Origin of the sequence: Amycolatopsis sp. WGS_07, assembly GCF_045278895.1 — a bacterium.
Lineage (GTDB): Bacteria > Actinomycetota > Actinomycetes > Mycobacteriales > Pseudonocardiaceae > Amycolatopsis.
The window spans coordinates 1504793-1518725 of record NZ_CP136053.1 but is presented as its reverse complement, the minus strand read 5'-3'; the positions used below and the strand labels follow the sequence as shown (position 1 = coordinate 1518725).

Genomic DNA, 13933 nt, shown 5'->3' with positions numbered 1-13933 from the left:
CTCAGCCGGGGGTCACGCGCAGCACTTTGTCGTTGCTGCCGTTGGAAGTCGTCACGTACAGCGAGCCGTCCGGCCCGCTCCGGACGGCTCGCAACCGGCCGAATTTGTCGTTGAATTCCGCGGGAAGCGTGACTCCGGTGACCTTCGCGGCGGCGTCCAGGTGCAGCAGCAGGAGTTTCTGGCCCTTCAACGCCACCACGGCCAATGCGCCTTCGTTCGCGCCCCATTGTTTGCCGGTGAGGAACGCGTCGCCGCTGGTCGCCTCGGTGACCGAGCCGCTGGTCCACAGTGGACGTACCGCGTCCGGGAACCGGGTGGTGTCGGTCATCGGCACGCTCTCGTCGTAGTCCGCGTCAGTACCGCCCTTCGACGGATCCCAGCCGTAGTTTCCGCCTGCCCGCAGGAGATTCACCTCGTCGTCGAATGTCGGTCCGTGCTCGGAGGTGAGCACCTGCCCGGTGCCCGGCCGGATCGCGACGCCCTGCACATTGCGGTGGCCGTAGGTGTAGATCCGCTTTTCGTTCGGGTCCGCGGACGACAGGAAGGGGTTGCCCGGCAACGGCTCCCCGGTCTTCGCGTTGATTCGCAGCACCTTGCCGCCGAGGCTGTGCCGGTCCTGCGCCACGGTGGACCGTGCGGTGTCGCCGGTGCCGACGAGCAGCGCGCCGTCGGGAGCGAGCGTCGGGCGGCAGCCGGAGTGCCGTCCGCTCGGGTTCACCGGCAGACCGGTCAGCAGGTTCCGCACCTTGGCCGCGCTCGCGCCGTCGCCGGCGAGCCGCCAGGTGACGAGCCGGACGTCCACCGCGCGGCCGTTTTCCTGGTGGGTCTGGCAGGTGGTGAACTCGCGCGACGTCGCGAAATCCGCTGCCAGGACCAGGCCCATCAGACCGCCTTCGCCCTGCACGAGGACGTCGGAGAAATCGGCCCGCACGTCGGTCTTGCGGCCGTCGCGGATCAGCGTGAGCTTGCCGGGGCGCTGCGGGACGAGCAGCGAACCGTCGGGCAGGAAGGCGACGTCCCAGCCGTGTTCGAGGCCGTCCGCGACCTGCTGCACGGCGAACCGGCCCGGCTCCTGCTTCGCCGGTGCGCTCGCGGGCGCGGCCGAGCAGGCGGCGAGCAGCAGGACGGCGGCGAACAACGCGACGAGACGCATGGGTCCAGCATGCCCCGATTCAGCCGCCGGGACGTACCAATCCGGACTCGTACGCGAACACGACCGCGTGCACCCGATCCCGCAGCCCGAGCTTGTTCAGCAGCCGTCCGACGTGCGTCTTCACCGTCGTCTCGCCGATGAACAGGGTCCCGGCGATCTCGGTGTTCGACAGCCCGCGCGCGATCAGGCCGAGCACGTCCTTCTCGCGTTCGGTCAGTGTCTCGAGTTTCTGCTCGTCCAGCGGCGTCCGGTGGGCGCTGAGATAGCGGTCGAGCAGGCGTTTCGTGACCGACGGCGACACCATCGCGTCGCCGCGCAGCACGCCGCGGATGGCCACCAGCATCTCGTCCGACGGCGCGTCCTTGACCAGGAACCCGCTGGCACCGGCACGAAGCGCGGAGTAGGCGTACTCGTCGAGATCGAACGTCGTGATCACCAGGACCGAGGTTTCCGGCAGTTCGGCGCAGATCTGCGCGGTGGCCGCGACGCCGTCGAGCACCGGCATGCGCACGTCCATCAGCACGAGGTCCGGCCGCTGGGCGCGGGCGAGTTCGACGGCCTCCGCGCCGTCGCCGGCCTCGGCGATCACCTCCAGGTCGGGCTGGCTGTCCACGATCATCCGCAGCCCGACGCGCACCAGTTCCTGGTCGTCGCAGATCAGCACGGACGTCATGCGGCGTCCGTCCGCAGCGTGGCCGCCACGCGGTAGCCGCCGTCCGGCAGCGCGCCGGTTTCGAGCTTGCCGTGGTACATCGCGACGCGCTGGGCCATGCCGGTGAGCCCGCGTCCGGACCCGGGCAGTCCCGCCGCGGCCGGTTCCCGTCCGCCGGAGTTGGTGACCTCGACGCGGATTTCCGGGCCGGTGAACGTGACCCGGACGCGGCCGCTCGCGTCGGGCGGCGCGTGTTTGAGCATGTTGGTCAATGCCTCCTGGACGATGCGGTACGCCTGCAGCGCGACACCGGCGGGCAGGTCGGCGATGTCGCCGTCGACTTCTAGCGTTATATCGCGGCCGGACTGTGCGACGAGCGAGCGCAACTGGTCGAGTGTCGGCTGCGGAGCGCGCGCGGGTTCGCCAGCGTGCATGACTTCCAGCAGCCGCCGCAGTTCGGCGAGCGCGGAACGGCCGGTTTTGCTGATGGTGTCGAGCGTACGGTCGACAGCGTCGGGATCCTGGTGGCGCGCGAGCTTCGCGCCTTCGGCGTTCAGGACGATCACGCTCATGCTGTGCGCGAGTACGTCGTGAAGCTCGCGCGCGATCCTCGTGCGTTCTTCGGCGACTGAAGCGCGGCTACGGGCTTGTTCCTCGGATGCCGCCAGCTCGGCTCTTAGTCGTTCTTCTTCGACGAGTTGTTCTCTCGCGCGGAAGAACGCACCGAGGGCCCAGGCAGCCAAGTACAGCGGTAGTGCACCGAAGATGGTGAGAGTGGGGTTCTGGGTGCCGGTGCCCCACGTGAAGCCCCACAGTGTGTCGAGCCCCGCGACGGCTACCGCGAAGGCGATGAACCATCTGTCACCGGCTTTGACGAGCGTGTACAGGACGACTGCCATCGCGAGGTCGCTACGGCCGCGGTCATGCGCCCACACCTCGTTCGTGTAGACGATCAGTACCCCGATGAGGATCAGGACCGCGACGGTGCGCGGGTAGCGGCGACGCACCAGCAGCGGCAGCAGAAACAGCACCGGGAACATCTTCAGCAGCCACGTGTCCTGCTCCACGATGTTCGGCCCGAGGGAGACGAAGACGGCGTACAGCGGCAAGTCCAGCAACCAGCGCTGCTTGCGCACCCACGTAACCAGTCCACGCACAAGACGAACGTAACGCGGGATCGTCGTCGCGCGCGTCGTTCCGGAGGATGGCCGTGGTCCTCCGAGCGGACGACTTTTCCCGCCGACCGAGCCGATCCGCGACGACCGCGCCGCTTCCTACCGTCGAAACATGTCGATTACCAGGGAGTTCTTCCGGCATCCGATGCGCACCGGCGCGATCGCCGCCAGTTCGGAGCGGCTGGCCGGAGTGATGACTGCGGGGCTGGGCGTCGAGAGCGCGCACAGCGTGGTGGAGTTGGGGCCGGGAACGGGCGTGTTCACCGAAGCGCTGCTTCGCATGCTTCCGCGCGACGCGCACTTCACCGCGGTGGAGATCAACGCGCATCTCGTACAGGAGCTACGCGCGCGCTTCCCGTCGCTGCACGTCGCGGAAGGCTCCGCGGAGCACGTCGCTGCGTACGTGACGATGCCGGTCGACGTGGTGGTCTCCGGTCTGCCGTGGACAGCTATGCACGCTGCGCCGCAGATCGCCGTACTGAACTCCGTCTGCGAGGTGCTTTCGCCACAAGGCCGCTTCACCACCTTCGCGTACGCGCACACCGCCTGGACGCCGCCAGCGCGTCGGTTCGCACGGTTGTTGCGAAGCCGCTTCGCGGTCGTCGAACGCACCAGCGTGGTTTGGCGGAACCTGCCGCCTGCGTACGTGTACCGCGCGGCTTTGCCGGTGCGGTCGGGACTGGACCGCTATGGGCAGCCTGCTTCAGCCGCTTCTTGACGCTCCCGCGCCGCTCGTCTACTGCGTCTGCGCGCTGGTGATCATGGCCGAGACAGCGCTGTTGCCCGGCATCGTGCTGCCGACGCTGTCCACTTTGCTGCTCATGGGTTTCCTTGTGCAGCGCGGGACTTTACAGCTGTGGCCAGCTCTCACGGTCTGCGTCGCGGCGGCACTCGCTGGGGACCAGCTCGCGTACTGGGAGGGCCGACTGTGGGGGCCGAAGCTGCGTCGGTCCCGCGTCGGACAGCGGATCGGCGAAGCGAAATGGGACAAGGCCGAAGCGACCGTCGCGCGCTATGGCGTACCAGCAGTCGTCCTAGGACGGTGCCTCGCTGGCGTACGCACTCTCGTGCCGCGCGTCGCCGGTTCGGCCGGACTGTCGTACCGACGCTTCTTCGTCGGAAGCCTGTGCGCGGCGGTGCTGTGGGCGGGCGTGGAGCTGACGATGGGGCAGGTCACCGGCTGGGTCGCGCCTTGAGCAGCTCTGCGGTTGAAGCGTCGGCAGGCAGGAAGGTTTCGAGGCTCAGCTCGGCGACCGTCACGTCGACCGCGGTGGCGAACTGCGTGATCGCGGTGAGAAGCCGCAGTTCGCCCGCTGAACTGGACAGCTGCAGCGGTACGGCGAAGCCGAGATGGTCGCCTGACGGCTCGCCCGGCGAGGGCAGGTAGCCCGTGAGTTCGTCCAGCAGCGCCTGATGCCGCGGATCGGGCCCGTGTGCCAGACCACGGCGAGGGCGTTCGAGCACGTGCTGCGCCCAATCGGCGAAGTTCTGGATCCGCGGAGCCATCCCGCGCGGGTGCAACGCGAGGCGCAGCACGTTGATCGGCGGTTCGAGCAGCTCCGGCGCGACGCCCTCGGTGAGCAGGTCGAAACCGTCGTTCGCCGCGACGAGATCGCCGTAGCGGTTCACGACCAGCGCCGGGTACGGCTCGTGCCCGGCGAGCAGTGCTTGCAGCGATTCCAGCACCGGCGTGAGCGCGGGGTCGTCCAGCCGCGTTTCGGGGTAGACCGGCGCGTATCCGGCGGTCAGCAACAGGGCGTTGCGCTCGCGCAGCGGCAGGCCGAGCGCCTCGGCGACGCGCACCACCATGCCGCGGCCGGGCAGCGAACGGCCGCGTTCCATGAAGCTGACGTGGCGCTGCGTCGTCCCGGCTTTCAGCGCGAGGTCGAGCTGGCTGAGCCGGCGGCGGGAACGGGCGTCGCGCAGGGCGTCGGCGAACGAGGTGGGCACCTGCGCGATTCTTGTCGACGTTGATGGCGCCGGGCCATTCCCCGCAGGGAATTGCCGGGACACCGGGCCGCGCTGGATCGTCGGTGGCGTGGAATTCGGACTTCTTCTTCCCGCCGGACAGGCGCAGCTCGAAGCAGGTGGCACCCCGCGTGCCCTCGTCGAAGTGGCCCGCGAAGCCGAACGGCTCGGGTTCGCGTCGATCTGGGCCGGTGACTCGCTTTCCCGGCCTCGGATCGAACCGCTGACCCTGCTCACCGCGGTCGCGCAGGCAACCGAACGCGTCACCGTCGGGACCGCGGTGCTGCTGCCTGCGCACCGGAATCCGGTGCAGACCGCGATGACCCTCGCGTCGGTCGACCTCATCTCCGAAGGACGGCTGGCGGTCGGCGTCGGCGCGGGCTTCCCCGGCTTCAGCGAGCGGGAGTTCGAGCTGGCCGGGGTTGATTTCCGGACCCGGTTCTCGCATCTGGACGACGTGGTCGCGCTCTGGCGCGAGCTGTGGACCGGGCAACCGCGCTCGTTCCACGGGAAGGTGCTGCACTACGACTGGCTGCCGCCGGCGATCCGGCCCGCCCGCCCCGGCGGCCCGCCGATCTGGCTGGGCGGCGCGACCCCGGCCGCGCTTCGCCGCACCGCGCGGCGTTACGACGGCTGGCTCCCGTATCCGCCGGATCCCGCGGATTACGCGGCTGGCCTGGCGACGATCCGCGCCGCCACGGACCGCCCGATCACCCCGTCGCTGTTCCTGACCGTCTACGTCGACCCCGACCCGCGACGGGGCCAGCGCGTCCTGGAGGACTACGCACAGGCGACTTATCAACGGTCGCTGGCGCAGATCAGCACCATTCAGGCGACCGTGACCGGCCCGATTGAGGAGGTCGCGGCGACCGTGCGCCGATACGCCGAGGCTGGCGCCGAACACGTGCTGTTGCGGGTCGGGTCGCTGGAGCCCGGCGCGGTGGAGCGGCAGCTGCCCCTGTTGGCGGAGGTGATCGCCGGGGAGCGGAAACCTGTCGGTGCCGCGACGTAGGCTGGGACGGTGACCGACGCTGTACTGTCCGGACTCCTCCAAGCCATCCTTCCCGACCCGGCGCTGCGCGGTGTTGTCGAGCGCGCCGGAGCCCCACTGCTCGAACTGCAAGGCGCTGTCGCCGTACGGCAGCTCGTGGCCGCCGCGCTGGCCGAAGACCCCGAGCGCGGCGGCGCGGGCCGTCCGGTGCTGGCCGTCACCGCCACCGGGCGCGAGGCCGACGAGCTGACCGCGTCGCTCGGCGCGCTGCTCGGCCGCGAGCGCGTGGCCGACTTCCCGTCCTGGGAGACGCTGCCGCACGAGCGGCTTTCGCCGCGCGCGGACACGGTCGGGCGGCGGCTGGAAGTGCTGCACCGCCTGCACACTGGCGACGAACAGCTGCGCGTCGTGGTCGCCACCGTGCGCAGTCTCATCCAGCCAATGGCGCCCGGCCTCGGCTCGCTCGCGCCGGTCGACCTGGTCGTCGGCGAGGAGCAGAGCTTCGAGGACCTGCTCGAACGGCTGGTCGAGCTGGCGTACACGCGGGTGGACATGGTCGAGAAGCGCGGCGAGTTCGCGGTCCGCGGCGGCATCCTCGACCTGTTCGGGCCTACGGCGCAGCATCCGGTCCGCGTCGAGTTCTGGGGCGACGAGGTCAGCGAGATCCGCGCGTTCGCGGTGGCGGACCAGCGATCGCTCCCTGGCGAGATCCAGCGGGTCACCGCGCCACCGTGCCGCGAGTTGCTGCTCACGCCGGACGTGAAGGCGCGTGCCGCCGAGCTGGCCACCACGTACGAGGCCGACGCGCACCTGGCCGAAATGCTCACCAAGCTGTCGGACGGCATCCCGGTCGAGGGCATGGAGGCGCTCATCCCGGTGCTGTGCGAGGGCGAACTGGCCCTGCTCACCGACGCCCTGCCCCAGGGCAGCCACGTGCTGCTGGCCGATCCGGAGAAGATCCGCGCCCGCGCGGCCGACCTCGTCCGCACCGGGCAGGAGTTCCTCGAAGCCTCCTGGACCACCGCCGCGGCGGGCGGGCAGGCCCCGATCGACCTCGGCGCGTCGGCGTACCGCGATCTGGCCGAGATCGCCGCGCACGCGCAGGAAACGAAGCGCCCGTGGTGGACGCTCACCCAGCTGACCAGCGAAGACCCGGATGTGTACCGCGTCGGCATCGAGCCGGCTCCCGCGTATCGGGGCGAGCTGGAGCGCGCGATGACCGACCTGCGCGCGCATCTGGCGTCCGGCGGCACCGGCGTGCTCGTCGTCGCCGGGCAGGGCACCGCCAGCCGCGCGGTCGAGCAGCTGATGGCGGCCGAGGTCCCGGCGAAGCACGTCGAGGAGCTGGCGGACGTGCCGCCGGCCGGGGTCGTCACGGTCACCTGCGGCGGGCTCGCCGAAGGCTTCGTCTCGCCGGAGCGCGCGCTCGTGGTGCTGTCCGAGGCGGATCTGACCGGCCGCGGCGCGAACGCCGGAACGTCCACAAAGGACTTGAACACGAAGATGCCGTCGCGCCGCCGCGGCGCGGTCGACCCGCTCGCGCTCAAGGCGGGCGACTACGTGGTGCACGACCAGCACGGCATCGGCCGGTTCGTGGAGATGGTGCAGCGCACGGTCGCCGGCGCGACCCGCGAGTACCTGCTGCTGGAGTACGCGTCGTCCAAGCGCGGTCAGCCGGGAGACCGGCTGTTCGTGCCCACCGACCAGCTCGACGAGGTGTCCCGCTACGTCGGCGGCGAGCTGCCCACGCTCAACAAGCTCGGCGGCTCGGACTGGAAGAACACCAAGGCGCGCGCCAAAAAAGCGGTCAAGGAGATCGCCGCCGAACTGGTGCAGCTCTACGCCGCCCGCCAGGCCGCGCCCGGGCACGCGTTCGGTGCGGACACGCCGTGGCAGAGCGAGCTGGAAGACGCCTTCCCCTTCACCGAGACCAACGATCAGCTCGCGGCCATCGACGAGGTCAAGTCGGACATGGAACGTGGCGTCCCGATGGACCGGGTGATCTGCGGCGACGTCGGCTACGGCAAGACCGAGATCGCGGTGCGTGCGGCGTTCAAGGCGGTGCAGGACGGCAAGCAGGTGGCCGTGCTCGTGCCCACCACGCTGCTCGCGCAGCAGCACCTGAACACGTTCACCGAGCGGATGCGGTCGTTCCCGGTCACCATCAAGGGCCTTTCGCGGTTCACGCACAAGGCCGAATCGGACCGGATCCTCGAGCAGCTCGCCGACGGCGAGGTCGACATCGTCATCGGCACGCACCGGCTGCTGCAGACCGGCATCCGCTACAAGGACCTCGGCCTCGTGATCGTGGACGAGGAACAGCGGTTCGGCGTCGAGCACAAGGAACACATCAAGGCACTGCGCACACACGTCGACGTGCTCACCATGTCGGCGACGCCGATCCCGCGCACGCTCGAGATGTCGCTGGCGGGCATCCGCGAGATGTCGACCATCCTCACCCCGCCGGAAGACCGGCATCCGATCTTGACCTATGTCGGCGCGTACGACGACAAACAGGTCGGCGCCGCGGTCCGGCGCGAGCTGCTGCGCGACGGTCAGGTGTTCTACGTGCACAACCGGGTGTCGTCGATCGAGAAGGCGGCGAAACGGATCCGCGAGCTGGTGCCGGAGGCGCGCGTCGTCACCGCGCACGGGCAGATGAACGAGGACAAGCTCGAAAAGATCATCCAGGGCTTCTGGGAGAACGAGTACGACGTCCTCGTCTGCACCACGATCGTCGAAACCGGCCTGGACATCTCCAACGCCAACACGCTGATCGTGGAACGCGGCGACATGCTCGGCCTCGCCCAGTTGCACCAGCTGCGCGGCCGCGTCGGACGTGGCCGCGAACGCGGGTACGCGTACTTCCTGTACCCGCCGGAAGCACCGCTCACCGAGACCGCGCACGATCGGCTCGCCACCATCGCGCAGAACACCGAACTCGGTGCGGGCATGGCGGTCGCGATGAAGGACCTGGAAATCCGCGGCGCGGGCAACATCCTCGGAGCGGAACAGTCCGGACACATCGCGGGCGTCGGGTTCGACCTGTACGTCCGGCTCGTCGGCGAAGCGGTCGAGGCCTTCCGGCGGCACGCGGGCGCGGAGCCAGCGGATGACGAGGAACTGGCCGAAGTCCGCGTCGACCTGCCGGTGGACGCGCACATCCCGCACGACTACGTCCCCGGCGAACGGCTGCGGCTGGAGGCGTACCGCAAGATCGCGGCGGCCCCGGACACCGAAGCGCTCGACGCGGTGCGCGAGGAACTGATCGACCGCTATGGCCAGCCGCCCGCCCCGGTCACGAGGCTGCTCGCGGTCGCGGCGTTCCGGCACGCCTGTCGCGCCGCCGGCGTCACCGAGGTAGCGGTACAGGGCAACACGATCCGGTTCGCGCCGCTGCCGCTGATGGACTCGCAGCTGGTGCGGCTGAAACGCTTGTACCCCAAGGCGTTGTACAAGGCGGTCACCAACACGGTGTCAGTGCCGAAGCCAACCGAGGGCCCGGCGGGCGGCCGGATGGGCGCACCGGTGCTGCGGGACCAGGAACTGCTCGACTGGTGCACGAAGCTGCTGGCGCAGCTGACGAAAACCCCGGCGGCGGTGTGATCGGCTAGCCCGAGCGGTGGTGCCTCGCGATCGGTGCTTATCGCGAGGCACCGATCGCGCTCGCGGTGTGCTTCCGCCGGGGTTCAGCTCGCTGAGCACACCTCAAATCCCGGCGGTTCCGCCGTAGCGAGCCGCAGCGACACTTCCTCCTGCGGCGTCGGCAGCGCACCGCAGCCGGACATCGGCAGCGGCCGGGGACGTCGCGGTACCCGGGAGCCCGAACCGCCGCCGCGGCCGGGATACACCAGCAGGCCGTGTTCCGGGTCCGGCACCGCGTCGAGCGCGGCGGTCACGGCGGGCAGGTGCCGGAAGCGATCCCGTTTCTCCTCCGACGAAAACTCGATCTCCAGCGTCACGCCCCAGCGGTGGACGTGCCAGTTCCACTGTTCGGCGCCGTGGGTCAGCGCGGCCTCGGTCAGGCGGTCGCCGTGAGCACGTTGCCACGCGCTCGCCGCGAAGGCCCCGTCAAGGACTTCGATCGACAACCAAGAGTCCATATGTCGACAATAGCCCGCTGAATGCCTCGATGGTGTTGCGTTTCGAGGGCATGTGAGAGGGTAGGGCCTGTGATGCGGATCATGGGGCGCCGCCGTGCGCTGGGCGCCGTTCTCGCCGGAAGTTTCCTCCTCGCCGGATGCGGTGCCGGTCCCAGTCAGGTGGGCACCGCCGCGGTCGTCGACGGTCAGGTCACCACCATCGACCAGGTTCAGGCGCTGCTCGACCGCGCCGTGCAGGAGCAGCCGTACGCCCGGCAGCTCGCTTCGCGGCACCAGCTCGACCTCGTCGGGCGCGAGATCGTCCGGCAGGAGCTGCTGCACGAGGTCGTCGCCAAGGCCGCGCAGAAGGAAGGCATCGCGGTCGATCAGGCCACCGTCAGCGAGGCCATGCAACAAGATCCGCTCGCGTCGCCGGTGCCCGAGGCCGTCACGCAGGACCAGTCGGCGGCGGTCACCCAGCTCGTCTGGCGGCTGCGCGATCACCGCGAGGCCATCACCGACCAGTACTTGCAGCAGCGGATCGCGCTGAAGTACCTGCCGACGCTGTCGGTGAACTTCGACTACACCAGCATCGGCGCGCCGACCTCGGAGAGCCAGGCCCCGTCGATCGACCCGAAGGCCGCGCGCAGCCAGGCCATCGCCAAGGCCGAGGAGTACGCGGGCAACCCGGGCAAGCTCCAGGCCGACCTCCAGAGCGGCGCGCAGGGCAACGTGGGCCAGCAGGCGCCCGCGCTGTCGTCGCCGCAGGACGCCGCGACCGTGCTGTTCGGCGTGCCCGCGAACACCGCGATCGCGTTCCAGCCGAACCCGGCGAGCGCGCCGACCTGGTGGGTCACCGCCGTGGTGCGGAAGCGGACGACGGACGCGAAGGTCGCCACCGACCAGGTCCAGCAGCCGACCGCGGCTCAGCTGGGTGCGATCGGCGTGCGGATGCTGCAGCCGTATGTTGGGAATGTGGACTTCAAGATCAACCCGCGTTACGGCGTGTGGGACCCGGTCGGCATGAACCTCGCTCCCAGCGCGGCCGAGGTCACGGGCGTGGCCGTGCCGGTGCGCGGCGGTGCCCCGGCGCAGCAGTGACCGGCACCGTCGTCCTGGTCCGCGGTGCGACGCTGCCCGCGGTGGCGCTGCCCCTCCTGCGCAACGGCGCGGTATATGCCGGAACCGACGTTGATCCCGCGCAGTTCGGTGTCCCGCCGGTAGGCCAGTCCTCCGGGGACATCGTGCTGCTCGCCGCTTCCCGCACGGAACCGACCGCGGCCGCGATGCTCGCGGCCGGCGCGCAGCTCATCGAGACGCCCGTGCCGCCGCTGCTCGAAGCGGTCGAGGTCATGGACCGTCTCCGCTCCCCGGGTGGCTGCCCGTGGGACGCCCGGCAAACGCACGAATCCCTGCGGCAGTACCTGGTCGAGGAAACGTACGAGCTGCTGGAAGCCATCGAGGACAACGACCGCGCGGCCCTGCGCGAGGAGCTGGGCGACGTCCTGCTGCAGGTGCTTTTCCACGCCCGCGTCGCCGCTGAACACGGCCGCGCGCCCTTCACCATCGACGACGTCGCCGGTGACCTGGTGGACAAACTGGTCAGCCGCCACCCCAACGTTTTCGCCGACGCGGCCCGGATCGCCACGGCTGAGCATCAGGAACTCAGGTGGGAAGAGCTGAAGCAGGCCGAGAAACAGCGTAAGTCCATTGTGGACGGTGTGGCGCTCGGCCAGCCCGCGGTCGCGCTGGCCGGGAAACTGGGCCAGCGCAGCGGCCGGGCCGGAATCCCGCTCGACCTGTTCCCGCAGGATTCTTCCGCACCCGCCCAGCTGTTCCGGACGGCGGCGACCGCGCGCAGGGGCGGGCTGGACCCCGAAGGCGAGCTGCGCGCGGTGGCGAAACAGTTCGCCCGCGACATCCGGGCGGCCGAGGCGGCGGCTCGGAAGGCCGGGGTCGAACCGGCCACGCTGGAGGCCGAGGGATGGCGGAAGTTCTGGCCCTCGGCTTGAGCTGAGGTGCGGTTCGCTGGCTGTAGGCCGCCGAGGCTGACTCCGCGCTTGGTGTCTATCTGCACGGGCACGGCTGCGCGCTGTGCCCGGAGGCGCGGCTGCTGCGTCCGGACGAGCGTGGCGAGGCGCTGCGCCGCAACGGCTTGGTCCGCTGGGAGGCGCTGCGCCGCAGCGACCTAGTCCGCGGGGAGGCGCCGCGCGGCAGCGGCCCGGCCGGGCGGCGGCGAGCGTTCCGGCGCAACTGCGCGTCGTGCCAGGGGCGTGCCTGCCTGTGGCGTAGTGCTCGGGTTCTCGTGAGTGGCTATCCCGGTTCTAACCGGCATAGCCACTCACGACCCCCAGCCGCGCCCCGCCCTCACCCGAACGACGGAGCCCCTCCTGTCGACCCGCGCCCCCGGACCTCCCCGGGGCACGATTGCCTCGGCGGTCGGATAACCCGTACTCGGTGAATGTGACCCAGATCACGCGAATCTGAGAACCGGAAGCGCGGAGGTGGCGTCTTGCCGGGTGTGAAGCACAAGCCACCCAGGGAGCCGGACGAGGAATACCTCCTCCGGCGCACCGCCCGCGGTGACCGTGCGGCGTTCGAAGAGCTGTACCGCCGCACGTCGCCGTGGCTCGCGATTCGCCTGCGTCGCCGCTGCTCCGATGACCAGATCGTCTTGGAGGTGATGCAGGAGACCTACCTCGCCGTGTGGCGCGCCGCGAGTTCGTTCGCGGGCGTCGTCGCCGGCGGCTCCGCCGTGGGCTGGGTCTGGACCATCGCGGCGCGGCGGCTCATCGACGCGTACCGGCGGCGGGCGCATCACGCGCATCCGCCTCCCGAGGCGCGGCAGCCGCTGGTGGCTCCGGCCGCCGAGGAGGAGGCGCTCGCGGGCACGGTCGGCGATTCGGTGGGGGACGCGTTGCGCACCCTCGCCCCGGAGCTGCGCGAGGTCCTGCAGGCGATGGTGCTCGACGGATTGTCGGTCCGCGAGACCGCGATCCTGCTGGATCTGCCAGAGGGCACGGTCAAGACCCGGGCCCGGCGCGCCCGGATCGCGATGCGGGAGGCGCTGTCGTGAACGTCGCCGAGGAACCAGGTCTGGCTGAAGGAGGTCACGCCATGAATCACCTGTCCGACCGGATGCTCGCCGATTACGTCGAGGGGCGCGAACTGCCGGGAGACGAGGCATGGGCGATCGAGGGGCACCTGGAGAAGTGCGCGCAGTGCCGGGCCCGGCTCTCCGGCGCGACCACCGCCGAGGTGTCCGGTCTGCTCGGCGCCGTGTGGGCCGGGCTGGAGCAGGATCTCGCCGAAGCACCGGATCCGGCACCGCGCCGGGCCATGGCATGGCTGCGTTGCTGGGCGACCCCGGTGATGGTGCCGTGGCTGCTGATGGTCCTGGTGGTCGGCGCGCTGTCGATCTACCTCGACCGATCGCTCCACCAGGGACCGTCGTTCGTGCAGATGTTGTCCCCGGTGCTGCCGGTATTCGGGGTGGCGGCGGCGTGGTCGCGGGGGCTGGACCCGGCGTACGAACTCACCATGGCGACCCCGCGCGCCGGGCTGGAGCTGATCCTGCGGCGGACCACGGCGGTCGTGGTGCCGGTGCTGGTGGTGCTGCTGTTCGCGGGCTGGCTGGTCGGCGCGGAGCTGGGCCTCGGGCTGCTGCCGAGCCTCGCGTTCACCACGGGGACGCTCGCGCTCGGCACGTTTATCGGCGTCGCCTGGGCGGCTTCGATCCTGGTCGGCCTGTGGCTCGGCGCGCTGGTGGTGCCCAGCGTCGCGTTCGGCGGCTCGGTCCTGCTGGACTCCGCGGCCTGGCCGGGCTGGCTCGCGGCCGCCGTCGTCGCGGCCGTGTTCGTCGTGCTTCGCCGGAACACTTTCACGCGGCTTGCCGCCCATCACTGAGGGAAA

Annotated in this window: 13 protein-coding genes; 8 read left to right on the top strand and 5 right to left on the bottom strand. The window is 70.4% G+C overall.

What is annotated here, in order from left to right; translation table 11 throughout:
- Position 1: 1 nt before the first annotated feature.
- From RPX00_RS06925 to RPX00_RS06915, 3 genes are read right to left on the bottom strand one after another with little or no spacing between them, the layout of a single operon-like run.
- Positions 2-1153, bottom strand: coding sequence for a PQQ-dependent sugar dehydrogenase (locus tag RPX00_RS06925; RefSeq protein WP_406638557.1), 1152 nt, complete (start codon positions 1151-1153; stop codon positions 2-4).
- 19 nt (positions 1154-1172) lie between these two features.
- Positions 1173-1826, bottom strand: a complete 654-nt coding sequence (locus RPX00_RS06920) for a response regulator (protein ID WP_406638555.1) — start codon at positions 1824-1826, stop codon at positions 1173-1175.
- Positions 1823-2962 (bottom strand): sensor histidine kinase, encoded by a 1140-nt coding sequence (locus tag RPX00_RS06915; protein WP_406638553.1) that lies wholly within the window; start codon positions 2960-2962, stop codon positions 1823-1825. Before RPX00_RS06915 ends, RPX00_RS06920 begins: the two co-directional genes overlap by 4 nt.
- Before the next feature lie 130 nt (positions 2963-3092).
- Here RPX00_RS06915 and RPX00_RS06910 point away from each other — a divergent pair, with 130 nt between their 5' ends.
- Both RPX00_RS06910 and RPX00_RS06905 read left to right on the top strand, forming a co-directional pair.
- The gene (locus RPX00_RS06910) at positions 3093-3698 is read left to right on the top strand and encodes a class I SAM-dependent methyltransferase (protein WP_406638551.1); all 606 of its coding nucleotides are present in this window, start codon (positions 3093-3095) and stop codon (positions 3696-3698) included.
- Positions 3670-4176 carry a DedA family protein gene (locus RPX00_RS06905; RefSeq protein WP_406638549.1) on the top strand — a complete coding sequence of 169 codons (507 nt, stop codon included), beginning with the start codon at positions 3670-3672 and terminating at the stop codon, positions 4174-4176. Before RPX00_RS06910 ends, RPX00_RS06905 begins: the two co-directional genes overlap by 29 nt.
- Here RPX00_RS06905 and RPX00_RS06900 read toward each other — a convergent pair.
- Positions 4154-4930: a helix-turn-helix domain-containing protein gene (locus RPX00_RS06900; RefSeq protein WP_406638547.1), complete on the bottom strand. Its 777-nt coding sequence runs from the start codon at positions 4928-4930 to the stop codon at positions 4154-4156. The two genes, RPX00_RS06905 and RPX00_RS06900, sit on opposite strands and share 23 nt — an antisense overlap.
- Before the next feature lie 88 nt (positions 4931-5018).
- Between RPX00_RS06900 and RPX00_RS06895 the strand changes: the two genes are divergently transcribed.
- Together RPX00_RS06895 and mfd are read left to right on the top strand one after the other, a co-directional pair.
- On the top strand, positions 5019-5960 hold the full coding sequence (locus tag RPX00_RS06895; protein WP_406638545.1) for an LLM class flavin-dependent oxidoreductase: 942 nt from the start codon (positions 5019-5021) through the stop codon (positions 5958-5960).
- 24 nt (positions 5961-5984) lie between these two features.
- Positions 5985-9545, top strand: a complete 3561-nt coding sequence (mfd, locus tag RPX00_RS06890) for a transcription-repair coupling factor (RefSeq protein ID WP_406642809.1) — start codon at positions 5985-5987, stop codon at positions 9543-9545.
- A gap of 83 nt (positions 9546-9628) precedes the next feature.
- Here mfd and RPX00_RS06885 read toward each other — a convergent pair whose 3' ends face one another.
- Positions 9629-10042: a hypothetical protein gene (locus tag RPX00_RS06885; RefSeq protein WP_406638543.1), complete on the bottom strand. Its 414-nt coding sequence runs from the start codon at positions 10040-10042 to the stop codon at positions 9629-9631.
- An 81-nt stretch (positions 10043-10123) separates the two neighbouring features.
- On the opposite strand from RPX00_RS06885, the gene RPX00_RS06880 reads away from it, so the two are divergent.
- The 4 genes from RPX00_RS06880 (at position 10124) to RPX00_RS06865 (ending at position 13927) form a co-directional block, all read left to right on the top strand.
- Positions 10124-11122, top strand: a complete 999-nt coding sequence (locus RPX00_RS06880) for a hypothetical protein (RefSeq protein WP_406638541.1) — start codon at positions 10124-10126, stop codon at positions 11120-11122.
- On the top strand, positions 11119-12033 hold the full coding sequence (locus RPX00_RS06875) for a MazG family protein (protein WP_406638539.1): 915 nt from the start codon (positions 11119-11121) through the stop codon (positions 12031-12033). The genes RPX00_RS06880 and RPX00_RS06875 overlap by 4 nt, the downstream gene beginning before the upstream one ends.
- A gap of 509 nt (positions 12034-12542) precedes the next feature.
- The gene (locus tag RPX00_RS06870; RefSeq protein ID WP_406642807.1) at positions 12543-13097 is read left to right on the top strand and encodes an RNA polymerase sigma factor; all 555 of its coding nucleotides are present in this window, start codon (positions 12543-12545) and stop codon (positions 13095-13097) included.
- Positions 13098-13138: 41 nt separating this feature from the next.
- Complete coding sequence (locus RPX00_RS06865; protein ID WP_406638537.1) at positions 13139-13927, top strand: zf-HC2 domain-containing protein; 789 nt, start codon at positions 13139-13141, stop codon at positions 13925-13927.
- The last annotated feature ends 6 nt before the right edge of the window (positions 13928-13933 follow it).